Source organism: Variovorax sp. P1_H2, from assembly GCF_056405295.1.
The window spans coordinates 1-17296 of record NZ_JBFUCJ010000056.1; the positions used below are offsets into that span (position 1 = coordinate 1).

Sequence of the window (17296 nt, forward strand, 5' to 3'; positions counted from 1 at the left end):
CTGCAGGGCCTGGAAGCCTGTGACGGTCGGCACCCTGACCTGCCGATTGGCGATCCATGCGAATCCGTCGACCGGCATCTCGCATCGAATGGTGCCGTCGTCGTCAAGCTTGAAGAACGCGTGCTCCGACACCTCGACGCGAATCTCGATGTCCGCGGGAGGGCCTTCGGCGCCCGCGCGCCTTGCGTCGACATGCAGCAGATCGCCATCGCGCACGCCATGCGGTATGCGCACGTTCATCTTGTAGCCGCGCGCTTGCATCTTGCCGAGGCCGCCGCAGGCCGCGCAAGGCTGCCTCGCGATGCCGCCGCCGAGGCACGCCTCGCACTCGGTCACGCCGGAAGGCCAGCCGAAAAAGGAGCGCTTCGGCATCGCGCCCGACCCCCCGCACCGGGCACAGTTCCCACCCAGCACCTGGTGCCCGGCACCCGCGCAGGTGGCGCAGATGTCGGTGACCTTGCCCCGCAGCACCTTGATGCAGCCGACGGCCGCCTCCTCCAGCGTCATCCTGACCTTGCGGTGCAGCGGCCGGCGCCGCCGTTCGGTGCCGGCCGCGCGGGACGCCGTGGCGGCCTGGTCGTCGCCGAATCCGTCCGGGGCGTCGTCGTCCGGTGCGCCGGGGGTGTCGACATCGGCGTTTGCCGGGGCACTGAATCCGGCGCGGCGAATCTCGTCGAAGGCCTGGTTGATGCGCTGCATCTTGGCAATGGCCCCGGCGCTGTCGTTGCGGTCCGGATGCCATTGCGAGGCGAGGCGGCGCCATGCCGCCTTCACCTCGCGCTCGGTCGCGTCAGGTGCCAAGCCCAGTTCGGCGAAAGCGTTCTCGGTGCCCAATTCAAAAGACCTTGTCCAGGGAAGCCGTCCATGAAAGCCCATGGAGCCGGCGGCCTGCGAGCGTGAATGTTATCCGAGGGTGTGGCTTGCAAGCCGCGTGCCACTCGGATCCGATGCGATGGCGCCTCCGAAACCCCCATGGCAACCCCTTTTTTAGAGTTGACGCAGTTAATACCAAAGCGCTCAAATCTAGTCTTCCCGAGCGCCCCTGGAAAGTCAGGCATGAAGACGTCGTCCATCATGGCAGTCGTCGCCGGTTGCACGATCCTTCTCGGCTGCGACATGCAGCCACGCGTTCTATTTGTGACTGGCGGAAGYCCGTACCAGGTGCTGCAGCTGACCGATGCGGAAGAGGGATGCCCAGCACCCCACCGTGTCTGCTACCTCACCCTGTGGGATGGCGGAACGTCACGCGGATGCTGGGTCCGCGAACAAGCCTATATTCGCGCCCATTTTCAGGATCTGGGTGACCGGCTGATACCGGTGACCGAGTTCCGCCGCACGACGCTGGCCGAGTACCGGAACGCCACCCTGGACTAGTCCGAGAGCGCCCCTGCTGCCACAGTTTTCCCTGGTTGCTGGGGACAACTTTGGGGAAAACCGCACTGGCTTCGAACGGAATCGTTGCCTGGCGGGGCCTGCAACGCGATGCCTCCGAAAGCAGCAAACGACGCCACCCCGCGCCACGACCCCGGAATGCATAGCAGAAATCCGGGCCTCCAAAGAGGTCCTGCGGCCGAAGTTTCGACCGCGGGCGGCGGCTCGGTCAGGCGGGATCACCGATGTAAAATGCTCGGTTTTTCCAGTAGGTGCAAGTGTCACGGCGCACAGGTTTCACCGACTCGGCGCTGGTTCGCTTGCTCGCTCGACTGACCGACATCAACGTCCCCGAATCCAGGCAAGGCTTCGCGGATCGCTTGAGTCAATGGTTCGGTTGGACCGACGCCATCTCGCTGTCCGCGGCGCTGGATGGCGGTCCGGCGCTCGCCGCATCGCGGGCGCGTTCTTCGGCCAGTGCCGAAGAACGCGAATGCGCCGGCGTGCGATCGGCATTGGCGAAGGCCATCGCCGAACGCGGCGCCTTCGCGTCCGACTTCGCATCGCACCGTCGGCGCTACCTTGCCCGGCAACAGGCCATGGAGACGGCCATCGGCCCCCTGCGAGGCCGCCTGCGCGCCAAGCTGGCAGCCGGTTCGCCCGCCATGGCCCGGCTGGCGGCCGTGGACGTGGTCATGGAGCAGGTGCTGGGTGCGCAGGAGCACCGCCTGCTGTCGACCGTGCCCGGACTGCTCGAGAAGCACTTCGAGCGTCTGCACCAGGCCGCTCGGTCGCCGGACGAGAGCGATGGAGGGGGTGACTCCGGCGCGTGGCTGGAGGTGTTCTGCAAGGACATGCAGGGCGTGCTGCTCGCCGAACTGGATATTCGATTGCAACCGATCGAAGGGCTGCTCGATGCCCTTCGCAAGCGCTGACCGCTGACAGGCCTTCATGACCAGATTTCTTCAATACGCCGCCTTCCTCGTCGGCCTCGCCGCCGTCTGCTGGGTCGGTGCCGGCTACATCGGCTCGAACCCGCTGGCGCTGGCGATCACGCTGCTGATCGCCGCCTTCTACCTGATGGGCGCGCTCGAACTGCATCGCTTCCACCAGGCCACCTCCACCCTGGCAGACGCCGTGGCGGACATGCCGGCACCGCCGCCGAGCCTCGGCCAGTGGCTCGACCAACTGCATCCGTCGCTGCAGAACGCGGTGCGCCTGCGCATCGAGGGCGAGCGCGTCGGCTTGCCCGGGCCGGCCCTGACCCCCTACCTGACCGGCCTGCTGGTGCTGCTGGGCATGCTGGGCACCTTCGTCGGCATGGTGGTCACCCTGAGTGGCACCGGCACCGCGCTCGAGAGCGCATCGGACCTGCAGGCCATCCGCAGCTCCCTGGCCGCTCCGGTCAAGGGCCTGGGGCTGGCCTTCGGCACCTCGCTCGCGGGCGTGGCCGCATCGGCGATGCTGGGCCTGGTCTCGGCCTTGTGCCGACGCGACCGGCTGCAGGCCGCGCAGCGGCTCGACACGCGGATCGCGACCCTCCTGCGCGTCTTCTCGCAGGCCCATCAGCGCGATGAATCCTTCAAGCTGCTGCAACGGCAGGGCCAGGCGATGCCCGAGCTGGTCGATCGGCTGCAGGCCATGATGGCGACGATGGAACGACAGAGCCAGGCCCTGCACGAGCGCCTGATCGCCAGCCAGGACCACTTCCACGGCAAGGCCGAGGCGGCCTATGCCGGCCTCGCCGCGACCGTCGGCCGCTCCCTCGAACAGAGCCTGACCGAAAGCGCACGCTCGGCCGGCGCGACGATCCAGCCGGTGGTCGAAGCCACCATGGCCGCGATCGCACGCGAGGCCGCCGCCCTGCACCAGACGGTCGAGCATGGCGTGCAGCGCCAGCTCGACGGGCTGTCGAGCCGCTTCGAGGCCAGCACCGCGACCGTGTCGGCGCTCTGGCAGGACGCGCTCGCCGCCCAGCAGCACACCAGCGAAGCGCAGTCCGGCGCCCTGCGCGGCGCGCTCGACCAGTTCTCCCAGACCTTCGAGCAGCGCTCGGCCTCGCTGGTGGACAGCGTCTCGGCGCGGCTCGAAAGCACGGTCGGCAGCCTGTCGGACCGCTGGCGCGATGCGCTGGCGCTGCAGGAGCGCGCGAGCGAGAAGCTCGCGAAGGACACGCAGGGTGCCTTGTCGGCCGCAGCGGCCGGCTTCGAGCAGCATGCGGCCTCGCTGCTGCACACGGTGGAGCAGGCGCATACCGGCCTGCAGGCCGGGATGGCCTCGCGCGACCAGCAGCGGCTGGCAGCCTGGACCCAGGCCCTCGAATCGATGGCCGTGTCGCTGCAGCAGGAATGGCAGCAGGCCGGCGCGCGCACCGAGGCCCAGCAGCAGGCGATCTGCAAGACGCTGGCCGACACCGCCCGCGAGATTTCGGCGCAGACGGAAGCGCACGCACGCAGCACGATCGCCGAGATTGCCCGGCTGATGCAGGCCGCTTCCGAAGCCCCGCGGGCTGCGGCCGAGGTGATCGCCGAGCTGCGACAGAAACTGTCCGACAGCATGGCGCGCGACAACGCGATGCTGGAAGAGCGCAGCCGCATCCTCGAAACGCTGGACACCCTGCTCGGCGCCGTGAACCACGCCTCCACCGAGCAGCGCTCGGCGATCGATGCGCTGGTCGGCAGCTCCGCGGACCTGCTGGACCGCGTCGGCGCGCGCTTCACGGAAAAGGTCGACGCCGATTCCGCGAAGATGGCCGAGGTCGCCGCGCAGATCACCGGCAGCGCGGTCGAAGTCGCGAGCCTGGGCGAAGCCTTCGGCTTCGGCGTGCAGCTGTTCAGCGAATCGAACGACAAGCTGGTGGCACAGCTGCAGCGCATCGAAGGTGCGCTCGGCAAGGCCATCGCGCGCAGCGACGAGCAGCTGGACTACTACGTGGCGCAGGCGCGGGAAGTCATCGACCTGAGCATCATGTCGCAGAAGCAGATCGTCGAGGACCTGCAGCAGATCGCCAGCAGCCGCGCCGCCGAGGGCAGCGTAGCGTGACGACCGAGGAACTCGACGATGGCCTGGAGCCGACGGTGCCGGTCTGGGCCGTCTTCGGCGACCTGATGTCCGGGCTGCTGGGCGCCTTCGTGCTGATCCTGGTGTGCGTGCTCGGCATGCAGCTGGACCTCGCGACCCGGCTCGAAGCCGAGGTCAAGCAGCGGCAGGCGGCGGCCCAGCGGCTGCAGACGCTCGAGCAGGCCCTGGCCGGGCCCCTGGCCGCGGGCCGCGTGACGCTGAACAACGGCCGCATCGGCATCAGCGGCAGTGTGCTGTTCGCCTTCAACTCGGCCGACCTGCAGCCCGAAGGCCGGCAGCTGCTGAGAAGCCTGGCGGCGCCGCTGGCCGCCTATCTCCAGGCCCGCGACGAGATCCTGATGGTGAGCGGGTTCACCGACGACCGGCAGATGCGCGAAGGCGCGCGCCGCTTCGCCGACAACTGGGAGCTGTCGGCCCAGCGGGCCCTGACCGTGACCCGGGCGATGGTCGAGGAAGGCATTCCCTCGTCCTCCGTGTTCGCCGCGGCCTTCGGTGCCGGGCAGGCGGTGGCGTCCAACGCCGATGCCGAGGGCCGGTCCCGGAACCGCCGCGTGGAGATGTCGCCCACGCCGAGGCCGTCCAACGCCGGTGCGAAGCCCCGTGAGTAGCGACCCGGCAGACGACAGCGGCGCGATGCTCGAGGCCTGGCGGGCGCGCGGCGATCATCGCTTCGATCCGGTGCGCTTTCGTTTCATCGAGGCGCTGGCCCGGCGGGCCGCGGCCCATGGCGGCGACGCGCGGCGCATTCTCGACGCCAGGCTGGCCCGGCTGCTTGCGGCCTACGGCGACGCGCTCGCGCAGGCGCCCGGCGCGAAAGGCGACGGCGCCGGGCAGCCAGGCAAGGTGCCGCCGCGTCGCGGGCCGCTGGCGGCGCTGGTCGACCATGCCGCCCGGCATGCGGTCCCCCCCGGGACCGGCGCGACGGCACGCGATGCCATGTCCGGGCTCGCGCCCTCCTCGTCCGAACTGAAGACGCTGAGCTACTTCCGAAGCACCTGGTCGAAGCTCAGCGCCGATCGGCGGCTCACGCAGTCGCTCGCGAAGATGCCGGAGAACGCGGGCCCGCTCAACTCGCACCACCTCGTGCATCGGTCGCTGACCTTGATGCGCGACCTGTCGCCCGACTACCTGAACCGGTTCATGTCCTATGTCGATGCCTTGCTGTGGCTCGATCAGGCGACGGACGGCAGCAGCGCGCCGGGCACGGAAGGCCCGCGCACCGAAGGCACCCGCAAGACCCGGCGGAACGCGGCCGCGGCCGGCGACGGCAAGAAGGGCTGAGCGCCCGCGATGCGCCGCGGGCCGTCGCCCTGGCGTGGATGGACGCTCGGCCTTCTCCCATTTTTATCAACAATGTCCGGGCAGCATGGAGGGCCGAAGCGGTGCGCCACCGCCACATCCCGCCATGAACAACTCCGTGCCAACGATCGCCCCGAACACCTTTCGCAGCTCGCGCCGCGGCGTGCTGCTCTCCGGACTGGCCGCCACGCTCGGCGGCGGCTCGCGCGCCGCGACGGCCGCGACCGCCGCACCTGCCGGTGCCGGCCCGCTGCCGCTGACCGCGGCCGCCACCGAAGGCCCCTACTACTTCGATGCCGGCAAGTTCCGCTCGGACATCACCGAAGGTCGGCAGGGCGTGCCGCTGGAGGTCCGCTTCACGGTGCTGGGCCTCGACCGCAGGCCTTGGCGCGACGCCCGCGTCGACGTCTGGCATTGCGACGCGCAGGGCACCTACTCGGGCTATGCCGGCCAGGGCGAGGATCGCCAGCTCTCCACCGTGGGCGAGACCTTCCTGCGCGGATCGCAGCGCACCGATGCGCACGGCGTCGCCGCGTTCTCGACCATCTATCCCGGCTGGTACCGCGGGCGCACGACGCACGTCCATTTCAAGGTCTTCGGCGGCGCGCACGAGGTGCTCACCTCGCAGTTCTTCCTGCCCGATGCGCTGAGCGAGTTCCTGTACACCCAGCTGCCGGACTACCGGCGCGCCAGCCTGCGCGACACGCTCAACAGCAACGACGGCATCGCGCTGCAGGCCGGCCCGACCGTGCACGGCAGCGTCCGCGAGGAAGCCAGGGCCTATGTCGCCAGCCTGACCCTGGTGGTGGACCCGGCGGCCAGGCCTGTCGCCGAACGGCCGCCCGCACCGGGCGAACGCGGCCGGGGGGGCGCGGCCCCGAGGGGCCGCCGCCGCATCCCCCGGCGCTCGAAGGCCGGGCGCGCACCCGCGCGCTGGTGCCCGGAAACAGCGTGAACGGTCCCCTCTAGAGCGACGCGCCCGCGGACTCCAGTGCCGGCTTGACGCTCTCGACCGCTGCGCCGCCATCGCACGGAATCAGCGCACCCGAGATGTAGCCCGCAAAGGGCGAAGCCAGGAACAGCGCCAGGTTGGCGATGTCGTCGAGCGTGCCGAAGCGCTTCAGCGGCACCGCGTTCTGCGCCGCGTCGCGCGCCGCGGCCGACGGCGCCATCAGCTTGCGGAAGCCCTCGGTGCCGTCGATCGGACCCGGCGAGATCGAATTGATGCGCACGCCTTCCCCGCCCCACTCGAGCGCCAGCACGCGCATGAGTTGGTCGACGCCGGCCTTGGCGGCGCAGGCGTGGGCCTGGTAGCGCATCGGCACGAAGGACTGCGGCGCCGTGATGTTGATCACCGACGCGCCGGGCTTGCGCAGGTGCGCATGCGCCTGCCGCAGCACGTGGAAGCTGCCGACCAGGTCGATGTCGACCACCACCTTGAAGCCGTTGGACGACATGTCCCTGGCCTCGCACAGGAAGTTGCCGGCGGCGCCCGACACCAGCACGTCGATGGCGCCGAAGCGGTCGACGGACTCCTGCAAGGCGCGGCCCACCGCGTCGAAGTCGCGCACGTCGGCGCTCACGCCGTGCACTTCTCCGCCGTGGCTGCGCAGTTCGGCAACTGCCGCCTCCACGTTCTCGGGCTTGCGGCTGGCCACCGTGAGCCTGGCGCCCTGGCGCGCGAAGGCACGCGCGATGCCGAAGTTGATGCCCGTGGTGCCGCCGAACACCACCACGTGCTTGCCGGTGAAATCGAAATCTACTTGCATAAGTCCTTGAGGAAGAATCAGGCGAACTGATAGCGCGGCGAGCCCGCAGCCGCCCGGCCGTAGAGCTCGAGCCGGCGGCTGCCCGCGAAGATCGACTTCGGCGTCAGGCCGTAGACCTGCCGGATCGAGTGGCTGAAGTGGGTGGAGTCGGGGTAGCCGACATCGAGCGCGATGTTCGCGAGGTTGGCGTTCTGGGTCACGTAATAGAGCACGCTGCGGGCCCGCTGCCAGGTCCGGAAGCTGCGGAACGGCGTGCCCACCTCGGCCTTGAACAGGTGCAGGAAGCGCGACACCGACAGGTGCGAGGCGTCGGCGCAGTCCTGCGCCGAGGTGTGGCTGTTGGGGTCGTCCTTGATGCGCGCCAGCGTCGCGCGGATGCGGCGGTCGATGGCGCGCGGCGCCAGCGCCTCGCCGAAGAAGCTGCGGTCGAAATCCGCGGTCTGCGGGAACTGCCGGGTGCCGCTGCAACGGAAGCGCTCGAGCGCGGCGCGCAGCCCCTGCGACACATCGTCGTCGCGCACATCGCCGCGGCCCTGCGCGATGAAGGACGGCAGCCGGCCGTGCGCCACGCTGTCGGCCTCGATCAGGATGTTGCAGATCATGCGTTCGCACGATGCGATCCGATGCGGCACGTAGGGCGGGACCACCGACACCTCGGCCTCCTGCCACGCGCCACCGGCGACGCTGATGCGGTGCGGCTTGCTCAACGACACATAGATCGAATAGGCGCCGAAGGTGCGCACCGAGGGCTCGCCGAGCAGGCCGACGTACAGCACGCGATCGGCGTTGAGCCACATCAGCGGCTCCTGCCGCACGGGCGCATGGCCGCGCACGGCGATCGAGGATGCGGAAGATTCGAGTTCGATGTGCATGCGTGTCTCCTTGCTTGTGTTCTGTCGTGTCGATTCCGAATGGCTGAAGTCCATCGGGTGTCCTTCTGCATCAGAGGCGGGTGAGCACCACCGCCAGTTCGTGCGCGCCCAGCGGATGAGCGACGCGCTCGTACGGCGGCTTGGGCCAGGACCAGCGCGACGCCGGGAACAGCGCGCGCATGGCATGGATGTCGCAGTGGTAGGGCGGCCCGGTGATGTAGCCGTCCGGCGCACCGGCCGCCGGGGCCTGCATGAACAGCGCCAGCAGCCGGCCGCCCGGCTTGAGCCAGGCATGCAGCTGGTCGGCGTAGTCGGTCCAGTGATCGGGATGCAACGCGCACAGGCAGGTCTGCTCGTAGACCGTGTCGACCGGCTGCGGCGGCGACCACTGCAGCACGTCGGCCTGCAGCACGCTGGCGTTCAAGCCGCGCTCGGCCAGCCGCTTCGCGCTGCGCTCAACCGCCGCGGCCGCATAGTCGATGCCGGTCACGGCCGCGCCGGCGGCCGCCAGTTCGACCAGCTCCCAGCCGCTGCCGCAGCCCGGCACCAGCACGCGGCTGCCGGCCGGGAAAGCGCCGGCGTCGCGCCAACGCAGCAACTGCGGGCTCGCGGCGCCGCGGTCCCACGGCGTGGCGCCGGTCTCGAAGCGGGCCTGCCAGAAGGCGGCGTCGGGACCGGCCATCTCAGGCTCCCGCTTCCGGCTTGCGCAGCTTCGCCTTCAGCACCTTGCCGGTCGGATTGCGCGGCAGCGCGTCGACCAGCCGCAGCTCGCGCGGCAGCTTGTAGCGCGCGAGCCGCGTCTCGGCGAAGGCCTGCAAGCCTTCGAGCGTGATCGCCCTGCCCGGCTTGGTGGCGACCACCGCGACGACGCGCTCGCCCCAGCGTTCGTCGGGCGCGCCGATCACGGCCACCTCGGCGATGTCGGGGTGGTCGTAGAGCACGCTCTCGACCTCGGCCGGGTAGATGTTCTCGCCGCCGCTGATCACCATGTCCTTGAGCCGGTCGCAGATGAACAGAAAGCCCTCGGCGTCGCGATAGCCCACATCGCCGCTGCGGAACCAGCCGTCGCGCGTGAACACCGCCGCTGTGGCCTCGGGCTGCTTCCAGTAGCCGGCCATGACGTTGGCGCCGCGCACGCAGACCTCGCCCGCCGCGCCGGGCTCGGTGATGGTTTCGCCGGCGTCGTCGATCAGCCGGATCTCGGTCAGCAGCGGCGGCGTGCCGCTGGAGCCCAGCTTGTCGGTCGCGCGGTCGGGGCTCAGGAAGGTGATCATCGAGGCCGTCTCGGTCATGCCGTAACCCTGGTGCACCGGCACGCCGCGCGCCGCATAGAGGCGCAAGAGGGGCTCGGGCATCGGCGCGCCGCCGACCGCGATCAGGCGCAGCGAGCTCAGGTCGGCCTCGGTGAAGTCCGGATGTTGGCTCATGAAGAGCAGCATCGCCGGCACCGCGAAGCTGACCGTGATGCGGTGCTCGCGCACCGCCTGCAGCACCGCCGCGACGTCGAAGCCGCGCTGCAGCACCAGGTGCCCGCCCGCCAGCAGCGTCGAGAGGCTGCCGCACAGCAGGCCGCCGACATGGAACATCGGCGCGAAGTTGAGCGTGACGTCGGTCGACACCATGTCCCACAACAGCATCTCGTTGAGGTTGTTGGCCCAGAAGTTGCCGTGCGTGAGCATCGCGCCCTTCGGGTGCCCGGTGGTGCCCGAGGTGTACATGATGATGGCGACCGCATCGGCGGTGGCCGGCACCGCGGCGGGTGGCGTCGCGGCCTGCGCCATCAGCGCGTCGGCAGGCTCCCAGCCCGGTGCACCGCCGGCCCGGTGGATGAATCGCTGGCAGGCCAGCGTGCCGCGCACGCCGTCGATCACGGGCAGATGCTCTTCGCCGGCGACCAGCGTGTGGATGCCGGCGTCGCCGATGACGTAGGCCAGTTCAGGGCCGCTGAGGCGGAAGTTGAGCGGCACGAAGACGCCGCCGAGACGCGAGGTCGCGAACATCACGACGACGAACATCGGATCGTTGAGGCCGAGGTAGCCGACGCGGTCGCCGGCCGCAACGCCGCCCGCGGCCAACACCGCCGACATCGCCTCGATGCGCTGCTGCAGTTCGCCGTAGGTCCAGCGCACGTCGTCGCAGCTCAGCGCCGGCTGCTTCGGCACCCTGCCAGCGCGACGGGCGAACCACTCGTGCAGCCCGACCGCGTGGGCGCCGCGGTCGGTCGGCGCGCCGGTCAGCGCCCGGTCCATGTCGGCCTCCGCTTCTCGTTGAACGACGCCAGCCCCTCCTTCGCGTCCTCGGTCATCGCGAGCAGCGCGATCTGGCTCTCGGTGTAGGCGATGCCTTCGTCGAAGGACATCGCTTCAAGCGCGCGCATCGCGTACTTGCCGCGGCGGATCGCGGTCGGGGATTTGTTGGCGAGTCGATCGATCAGCCATTGGGTCTTGGCGTCGAGTTCGGCGGCCGGCACCACATGGTTGAGCAGCCCGCTCTCCTTCGCCTCGGCGGCATCGAAGGGCTCGCCCGTCAGGCACCATTCGCGCACCGTGCGGCGCGGCGCGATACGCTGCAGCAGGCTCAGCACCTGCATCGGGAACAGGCCGATCTTGACTTCGGGCAGGCCGAACTGCACATGGTCGGCGGCGATCGCCATGTCGGTCATGCACAGCAGGCCCAGGCCACCGGCCATGCACACGCCGTTGATGCGCGCGATGCTCGGCAAGGTCGAGTTCTGCGCCTCGCGCAGCATGTCGGCGTAGTCGATGTTGGGCCGCGAGAGATCGAAGGCGAAGCCCGCGCCCGGCTGCAGGTCGCCACCCGCGCAGAAGGCCTTGTCGCCGGCCGCGGTGAGGACGATCACGCGCACCTCGGGATCGGCATGGGCACGGCGGTATCCCTCGCGGATGCCTTCGACCACGTCCTTGTTGATCGCGTTGCGCTTGTCGGGCCGGTTGATGGTGATCCAGAAGGCTCTGTCGCGCTTTTCGTGCAGCACGGGCGGGTTGGGTTCGGTCATTGATGTCTCCTTGTTCTTTGGCATGGATGTTGGCGGCGATGGCGGGCGGTATGCCCTGGGCCGGCCGGCGTCGTGGGGTCGACTGGCCCGCACCGCGTGCCGGGCGCCCTTCGAAGGGAAAGCAATCTCACCAGAAGCTCCCCTTCAGGCGGACGCAACCACGACCACTTCGATCTCCGCGACCACACGACTCGCCGCCACCTGCTCCCCATTCGAAACATGCATGGCCGTCAACCGACCCGCCACCGGCGCCGTGTGCACGTGCTCCATCTTCATCGCCTCCAGCGTGACGATCGGCTGCCCCGCCTGGACCATGTCGCCGACCGCCGCCAGCACCGCCACCACGCGACCGTTCATCGACGCGCGCAGCTTGCCGTCGCCGCCCGATTCACCCTGCCGCGCCGAGGCAGCGCGGGTCTTGTCTTCGATGCGAAGCGCCAGTCCGCGGTACTGCAACAGCAGGAATTCACCGTCGCGGAACCACGTGGCGTGCTCCTGCAGGCCATCGCACACGAAGCGCACCGTGTCGTCGCCCAAAGCCACGAGGTCGATCGCGAAGCTGCGCTCGCCGAGCTCGACCTCGAAGTGGTGCTGTCGCGGCAAGGTCAGGCTGGCGTTCCGCGCCCGGCCCGCGATCTCGAAGCGCAGCGAGATCGGCAGCCGGTGCGTGAGCCGGCGGCCCGCGGCGCGCTGCCGCCGCTCGCCGGTGGTCTCGCAGAGCAGCACGGCGGCCAGCGCCGCGGCACGCTCGCGTGCCTCTTCGTCGGGCGCCAGCAGCGCATCCTGGTACTGTCCGATGAAGGCCGTCGTGGCACCGCCCGCAGCGAACACCGGATGCGCCAGGCAACTGCGCAGGAAGGCCTGATTGGTGGTGACACCCAGCGCCACCGCGTCCTCCAGTCCCGCCGCGAGCTTGCGCCGCGCCTCGTCGCGCGTGCGGCCATGGCTGATGATCTTGGCGATCATCGAGTCGTAATACGGCGGGATCTCGGCGCCCGAGCGCAGCGCGTCCTCGACCCGCAATTGCGTCGGCATCTTCCACAGCGCCACCGTGCCGCTCTGCGGCATGAAGCCGTGGTCGGCATCCTCGGCGCACAAGCGCACCTCGATCGCATGGCCTTCGTAACGCACCTGCTCCTGCGTCAGCGGCAAGGGCTCTCCGGCGGCCACGCGCAGTTGCAGTTCGACCAGGTCGAGGCCGGTCACGGCCTCGGTCACCGGGTGCTCGACCTGCAGCCGCGTGTTCATCTCCATGAAGTAGAAGTTGCCTTCACGGTCGAGCAGGAATTCGAGCGTGCCCGCACCCTCGTAGCGGATCGCCTTGACCGCCGCCACCGCGGTCGCGCCCATGCGCTCGCGCAAGGCGGCATCGACCGCGGGTGACGGCGCCTCCTCGATCAGCTTCTGGTGCCGCCGCTGCACCGAGCAATCGCGCTCGCCCAGGTGGATCGCGTGGCCGTAGCGGTCCGCGAAGATCTGGATCTCGATGTGGCGCGGCTCGACGATGGCACGTTCGAGGATCACCTCCGGGTCGCCGAAGGCACTCTGCGCCTCCGAGCGCGCACTGCGCAGCAGTTCGGGAAACTCCTTCGCCGAAGGCACCAGCCGCATGCCGCGGCCGCCGCCGCCCGCGGTCGCCTTGATCATCACCGGGAAACCGATGCGCGCGGCCTCTTCGGCCAGCCGCGCTTCGCTCTGGTCCTCGCCTTGATAGCCCGGGATGCAGGGCACGCCGGCCGCCTGCATCAGCGTCTTGGCGCCCGCCTTGTTGCCCATCGACACGATGGCCTCGGCCGAGGGCCCGATGAAGACCAGCCCGGCGTCCTTGCAGGCCTGTGCAAAGTCCTCGTTCTCGGCCAGGAAGCCGTAGCCCGGATGCACCGCGTCGGCGCCGCTGAGTTTCGCCGCCTCGACGATGGCGGGGATGCGCAGATAGGACTGCGCCGGCAGCGGCTCGCCGATGCAGACCGCCTGGTCGGCCTCCTGCACGTGGCGCGCGCCGGCGTCGGCGGTGGAGTAGACGGCCACCGTGCGGTAGCCCATGGCGCGCGCGCTGCGGATCACGCGCAGCGCGATCTCGCCGCGGTTGGCAATGAGGATCTTGTGGAACGGCGTCATCATGGAACTCAGTACTTTCATGGCAAAGGCATCTTCAGGGCCGGGCCACCGAGAACTGCATCTTCTGCGGCTGGCGCAGCTCGGCGTCGCGGCAGATCGACAGCACCTTCGAGAGCACCGCGCGGGTGTCGCGCGGATCGATCACGCCGTCGTCGAGCAAGCGCGCGCTGGTGGTGAACACGCTCATCTGGCTGTCGAAGCGCTCGATGATGCGGCGCTCCATCTCGTCGAGCTTGGCCTGGTCGACCTCGCCCTTTCGCTTCATGGCGGCCTCGGTCACGATGACCATGGTCTTGGCGGCCTGCTCGCCGCCCATCACGGCGGTCTTGGCGTTGGGCCACGAGAAGCAGAAGCGCGGATGGAAGCCACGGCCGCACATACCGTAGTTTCCGGCGCCGAAGGAGGCGCCGCAGTAGATCGTGATCTGCGGCACCGTCGCGTTGGTCACGGCCTGGATCATCTTCGAGCCATGCTTGATCATGCCGGCCTCCTCGTGGTCGCGCCCGACCATGAAGCCGGTCGTGTTGTTGAGGTAGAGGATCGGCGTCTTCGACTGGCAGCAGGCCTGGATGAAGTGCGTCGCCTTGGTGGCGCCGGCGGTGTCGATGGGTCCGTTGTTGGTCACGATGCCCAGCGGCAGCCCCTCGATCTTGATATGGCCGACCACGGTGGCGCCGCCGTAGTTCTCGCCGAACTCCAGGAACTCGGAGTCGTCCGCGATGCGGGCGATCACCTGCTTCATGTCGACCGGGCGCTTGTGGTCCATCGGCATGATGCCCAGCAGTTCTTCGGTGTCGTGGCGCGGCGGCTTGAAGCGGCGCAGCGGCTCTGCGGGCAGGTCGCGGTTCCAGTCGATGTGGGCCATGATCTCGCGCGCGATCCGGATCGCGTCGCGGTCGTCCTCGGCCAGGTAGTCGCCCAGGCCCGAAATCGAGGTGTGCATGACCGCACCGCCCAGCTCTTCCTCGGTCGCGATCTCGCCGGTCGCGGCCATGAGCAGCGGCGGGCCCGCCAGAAAGGCCCGCGAGCGGCCGCGCACCATCACGATGTAGTCCGACAGGCCGGTCTGGTAGGCGCCGCCCGCGGTCGACGAGCCGTGCGTGACCGTCAGCACCGGCAGTCCGGCCGCGGAGATGCGCGCGAGGTTGCGAAACAGGCTGCCGCCGGTCACGAACTCCTCGACCTTGTACGTCATGAGGTTGGCGCCCGCGCTCTCCACCAGCTGGATGTAGGGCAGCTTGTTCTCGAGCGCCAGTTCCTGCAGGCGCAGTTGCTTGGGGATGCCCATCGGCTGCAGCGCGCCGGCGTCGATGCCCGAATCCGAGGCGTTGACCATCACGCGCACGCCCGAGACCCAGCCGATGCCGCCGATCACCCCGCCGCCCGGCACGCTTTTCTCGAGGTCCGGGTTGTCCAGCCCGAGGCCGGCCAGCGAGGAGATCTCCAGGAAGGGCGTGCCCGGGTCGAGCAGCAGCGACAGGCGCTCGCGCGGCAGCAGCTGGCCGCGCTTCTCGAAGCGCTCGCGCGACTTGGCCGAGGTGGCGACGCTGCGCCGCTCGCAGGCGTGCACGCGCTCGATCAGCGCGAGCATGCCGTCGCGGTTGGCCCGGAAGGCCTCGCTGCCGGGGGAGATGGTCGATTCGATGGTTGCCATGTGCGCTTGCCCGCTGCGCTGGAGCGGGGTTCCGGTGTGTGTGTGCGGCAAGCTTAGGCATCGACCGGGCCGCAGTCTTGCGCAAACTCGCTGCGCTGGCGCGGTCCTGCGTTGTCGCGGCGGCGCGGCGGCGGGCGGCATGCGCTGAGCCGGCCGACGTCACCGGCCCTTCGGGCTTCCCTGCGCTGCTCGCGGTACGCGGGGTCTCGCTCAAACTCGCCTTCGGCTCAAACAGTCGCGAGCCCTGATCCGCGTTCCGCTGCGCTGCTCGGCGGCGCCTCAACGGCCGACCCAGCGCATGCCGCCCGCCGCCGTGGAACAGGCGGGGTTGCACCCTTCGCTTCTAAGGCTCCGTTCGATGCACCCGCTAGATATACTGCGTCGTCACGTCAAAAACGTGATCGGGTGTGAGAGCCCGCTGTGAACAGGCCCTGCGCCTCACTCCCGCAGCGCGACCCGCAGCTTCGGGATCAGCGCCGCGGGGCCGTAGGAGCGCTTACTGCGCCGGAATCCAGGCAGCCCCATGTCCTGCTCGAAGTTGAGCCATCGCACCGGACGCGCGAAGCTGCGGCAGAAGTGCTGGAACATGTAGGAATAGATGCCGACGTGCCTGTCCAGCCCCTTGGCGAAGCGCATCACGAAGACACCGGGCTGAAGCTCCTGCGCCAGCACGAAGCCCACAGGCTGGTCGCCCGCGAAATGCATGAAGCCTTCGAGGCCGAAGGTCGAGGCCTCGGCAATGGCCTCGAGGCAGGCGGACTCGTCGGCCTCGCCCTGGGCCTTGCCCTTCTGCGCCATCCAGCCCCGCAGCACCTGCCGCGCGGCATCGGCCGTGCCGGCGCCGAAAGGAAGGCCGCGCGGCGTGCAGCCGGTCAGCAACTGCCGCACCTGGTTGCGCTTCCTGGCCAGCGCCCGGCCCGGATAGTCGGTGAACTGCCGGGCCTCGAACAGGTAGTCGGCGTCGTCGGCTGAACTCCACTGGCGGAACTGCGACGGCGAGAGCCTTTCGGCGTGATGCTGCGCGATCGGGTACAGGCAGTCGTGGCCTTCGAGCAGCTTGCGCAGCACCTCGGGCGGCGCCTCATGCAACGCGAACAGCGGCATCAGGTGCCGCGCACCGTCGTAGGCCCGGCCCGAGATGCAGGGCCAGTCGCCTGGCAAGAAGCGGTAGTCGTGCGCCTTGCGAAAGAGATAGAGGTTCGAGAAGGCGTGGTCCGACAGGCATCGCTCCGAGCTGCCCTCGCGCAGCCGCGCCAGGGCCGCCTCTATCGGTCGCTGCAGCGCCAGCGTGAGCGGCAAGCCATTCATGCCCTCGCTCGGGCCACCTTGCGCACGCCGGGCACAGGCGCATCGGCCGGCGGCCCCGCAAAGCACTGCGCGATCGAGAGCCATTCGCGTGCCGAGCCATTGCTGTAGCGCAGCTCGGTGTCGGCCAGGTTGCGCCGCTGGGTCACCAGCAGGCAGAAGTCGAGCGCGCTGCCGCGCACGAATTCGGGCGAAGCCGGGTCGCCCCAGCGCCAGTGATCCCCGCCCGGTGCATCGAGCTCGATGAATGGAACCACCGCCGGCACCGGCAGCTTGCGGTTGACGAAGCTCCAGCCGAAGGTGGTGACACCGATGTGGGCGATGTGCTTGAGCCGCGCGGTGCCGGGGCGCCCACGGCCGACCACGTCCCACACGTCCTGCCCGTGGGCCCAGGTTTCCATCAGCCGCGCCGACGCGAAGGAGCGCGCGCTCATGCTCGGCCCGTACCAGGGCAGCCGTGCCTTGGGGTCGAGCGCGGCCAGCAGATCGGCCAGCCGCCTCGCGATCGGCTCCCAATGCGCGAGCAGCGCGGCGCCGTCGAGCTGGCCGTACTTCTCGCGCGCAATGGCGCTGATCTCCTTGCCGGTAGCGAGCACGGCCGTCAGCGCCGCGGTGTCGCGCGCGAAGCCCTCGGCATCGGTCGCCGAGAGGGTCGCCGTCTCGTCGAAATAGCAGAGGTGCGCGATCTCGTCCCACGGCGTCCAGCGGTAGAAGTCGCTCTCGAGGCGCCATTGCGCGGGCGTCAGCGTGCGGCAGAGATCGGCGAGCGCGCGGTACTCGGCCTGCAGGTCGTCGGCGGTGTCCTTCATCG

General features: G+C 69.6%; 16 protein-coding genes. 6 read left to right on the plus strand and 10 right to left on the minus strand.

Annotated features, from left to right (window positions below):
• Nucleotides 1-834, minus strand: an 834-nt coding sequence (locus AC1D2E_RS19275; protein ID WP_478198879.1) for a DnaJ C-terminal domain-containing protein, incomplete at its 3' end; no start/stop codon positions are given.
• A gap of 222 nt (nt 835-1056) precedes the next feature.
• Between AC1D2E_RS19275 and AC1D2E_RS19280 the strand changes: the two genes are divergently transcribed.
• The 6 genes from AC1D2E_RS19280 (at nt 1057) to AC1D2E_RS19305 (ending at nt 6706) form a co-directional block, all read left to right on the plus strand.
• Nucleotides 1057-1374, plus strand: a complete 318-nt coding sequence (locus AC1D2E_RS19280; RefSeq protein ID WP_478198880.1) for a hypothetical protein — start codon at nt 1057-1059, stop codon at nt 1372-1374.
• Between the two features lie 269 nt (nt 1375-1643).
• Nucleotides 1644-2306: a DUF3348 domain-containing protein gene (locus tag AC1D2E_RS19285; protein WP_478198881.1), complete on the plus strand. Its 663-nt coding sequence runs from the start codon at nt 1644-1646 to the stop codon at nt 2304-2306.
• Nucleotides 2307-2322: 16 nt separating this feature from the next.
• Nucleotides 2323-4413, plus strand: a complete 2091-nt coding sequence (locus AC1D2E_RS19290; RefSeq protein WP_478198882.1) for a DUF802 domain-containing protein — start codon at nt 2323-2325, stop codon at nt 4411-4413.
• Nucleotides 4410-5060 carry an OmpA family protein gene (locus AC1D2E_RS19295; RefSeq protein ID WP_478177025.1) on the plus strand — a complete coding sequence of 217 codons (651 nt, stop codon included), beginning with the start codon at nt 4410-4412 and terminating at the stop codon, nt 5058-5060. Before AC1D2E_RS19290 ends, AC1D2E_RS19295 begins: the two co-directional genes overlap by 4 nt.
• Nucleotides 5053-5733: a DUF2894 domain-containing protein gene (locus tag AC1D2E_RS19300; protein ID WP_478198883.1), complete on the plus strand. Its 681-nt coding sequence runs from the start codon at nt 5053-5055 to the stop codon at nt 5731-5733. The genes AC1D2E_RS19295 and AC1D2E_RS19300 overlap by 8 nt, the downstream gene beginning before the upstream one ends.
• A 124-nt stretch (nt 5734-5857) precedes the next feature.
• Complete coding sequence (locus tag AC1D2E_RS19305) at nt 5858-6706, plus strand: intradiol ring-cleavage dioxygenase (RefSeq protein WP_478198884.1); 849 nt, start codon at nt 5858-5860, stop codon at nt 6704-6706.
• A gap of 10 nt (nt 6707-6716) precedes the next feature.
• Here the strand turns inward: AC1D2E_RS19305 and AC1D2E_RS19310 are convergent, their stop codons facing one another.
• From AC1D2E_RS19310 to AC1D2E_RS19350, 9 genes are all read right to left on the minus strand, one after another.
• Nucleotides 6717-7520 carry an SDR family oxidoreductase gene (locus tag AC1D2E_RS19310; RefSeq protein WP_478198885.1) on the minus strand — a complete coding sequence of 268 codons (804 nt, stop codon included), beginning with the start codon at nt 7518-7520 and terminating at the stop codon, nt 6717-6719.
• 17 nt (nt 7521-7537) lie between these two features.
• A complete protein-coding gene (locus AC1D2E_RS19315) occupies nt 7538-8392 on the minus strand; it encodes a helix-turn-helix transcriptional regulator (RefSeq protein WP_478198886.1) in 855 nt (284 codons plus the stop codon).
• A gap of 70 nt (nt 8393-8462) precedes the next feature.
• Nucleotides 8463-9074 (minus strand): methyltransferase domain-containing protein, encoded by a 612-nt coding sequence (locus AC1D2E_RS19320; RefSeq protein ID WP_478198887.1) that lies wholly within the window; start codon nt 9072-9074, stop codon nt 8463-8465.
• A 1-nt stretch (nt 9075) separates the two neighbouring features.
• Complete coding sequence (locus tag AC1D2E_RS19325) at nt 9076-10641, minus strand: acyl-CoA synthetase (RefSeq protein WP_478198888.1); 1566 nt, start codon at nt 10639-10641, stop codon at nt 9076-9078.
• Nucleotides 10626-11408 carry an enoyl-CoA hydratase/isomerase family protein gene (locus AC1D2E_RS19330; protein ID WP_478198889.1) on the minus strand — a complete coding sequence of 261 codons (783 nt, stop codon included), beginning with the start codon at nt 11406-11408 and terminating at the stop codon, nt 10626-10628. Before AC1D2E_RS19330 ends, AC1D2E_RS19325 begins: the two co-directional genes overlap by 16 nt.
• A 144-nt stretch (nt 11409-11552) precedes the next feature.
• On the minus strand, nt 11553-13547 hold the full coding sequence (locus AC1D2E_RS19335) for an acetyl/propionyl/methylcrotonyl-CoA carboxylase subunit alpha (RefSeq protein ID WP_478198890.1): 1995 nt from the start codon (nt 13545-13547) through the stop codon (nt 11553-11555).
• Between the two features lie 13 nt (nt 13548-13560).
• Complete coding sequence (locus tag AC1D2E_RS19340) at nt 13561-15180, minus strand: acyl-CoA carboxylase subunit beta (protein ID WP_478198891.1); 1620 nt, start codon at nt 15178-15180, stop codon at nt 13561-13563.
• Between the two features lie 438 nt (nt 15181-15618).
• The gene (locus AC1D2E_RS19345; protein ID WP_478198892.1) at nt 15619-16488 is read right to left on the minus strand and encodes a phosphatidylglycerol lysyltransferase domain-containing protein; all 870 of its coding nucleotides are present in this window, start codon (nt 16486-16488) and stop codon (nt 15619-15621) included.
• Nucleotides 16485-17294, minus strand: coding sequence for a TIGR03084 family metal-binding protein (locus AC1D2E_RS19350; protein WP_478198893.1), 810 nt, complete (start codon nt 17292-17294; stop codon nt 16485-16487). The genes AC1D2E_RS19345 and AC1D2E_RS19350 overlap by 4 nt, the downstream gene beginning before the upstream one ends.
• Nucleotides 17295-17296 lie beyond the last annotated feature (2 nt).

Excerpts from the sequence above, each read along its gene's own strand:
- AC1D2E_RS19290 (WP_478198882.1), top strand. The coding sequence starts at position 2,323 with ATGACCAGATTTCTTCAATACGCCGCCTTCCTCGTCGGCCTCGCCGCC.
- AC1D2E_RS19305 (WP_478198884.1), top strand. The coding sequence starts at position 5,858 with ATGAACAACTCCGTGCCAACGATCGCCCCGAACACCTTTCGCAGCTCG.
- AC1D2E_RS19310 (WP_478198885.1), bottom strand. The coding sequence starts at position 7,520 with ATGCAAGTAGATTTCGATTTCACCGGCAAGCACGTGGTGGTGTTCGGC.
- AC1D2E_RS19315 (WP_478198886.1), bottom strand. The coding sequence starts at position 8,392 with ATGCACATCGAACTCGAATCTTCCGCATCCTCGATCGCCGTGCGCGGC.
- AC1D2E_RS19320 (WP_478198887.1), bottom strand. The coding sequence starts at position 9,074 with ATGGCCGGTCCCGACGCCGCCTTCTGGCAGGCCCGCTTCGAGACCGGC.
- AC1D2E_RS19325 (WP_478198888.1), bottom strand. The coding sequence starts at position 10,641 with ATGGACCGGGCGCTGACCGGCGCGCCGACCGACCGCGGCGCCCACGCG.
- AC1D2E_RS19330 (WP_478198889.1), bottom strand. The coding sequence starts at position 11,408 with ATGACCGAACCCAACCCGCCCGTGCTGCACGAAAAGCGCGACAGAGCC.
- AC1D2E_RS19335 (WP_478198890.1), bottom strand. The coding sequence starts at position 13,547 with ATGAAAGTACTGAGTTCCATGATGACGCCGTTCCACAAGATCCTCATT.
- AC1D2E_RS19340 (WP_478198891.1), bottom strand. The coding sequence starts at position 15,180 with ATGGCAACCATCGAATCGACCATCTCCCCCGGCAGCGAGGCCTTCCGG.
- AC1D2E_RS19345 (WP_478198892.1), bottom strand. The coding sequence starts at position 16,488 with ATGAATGGCTTGCCGCTCACGCTGGCGCTGCAGCGACCGATAGAGGCG.
- AC1D2E_RS19350 (WP_478198893.1), bottom strand. The coding sequence starts at position 17,294 with ATGAAGGACACCGCCGACGACCTGCAGGCCGAGTACCGCGCGCTCGCC.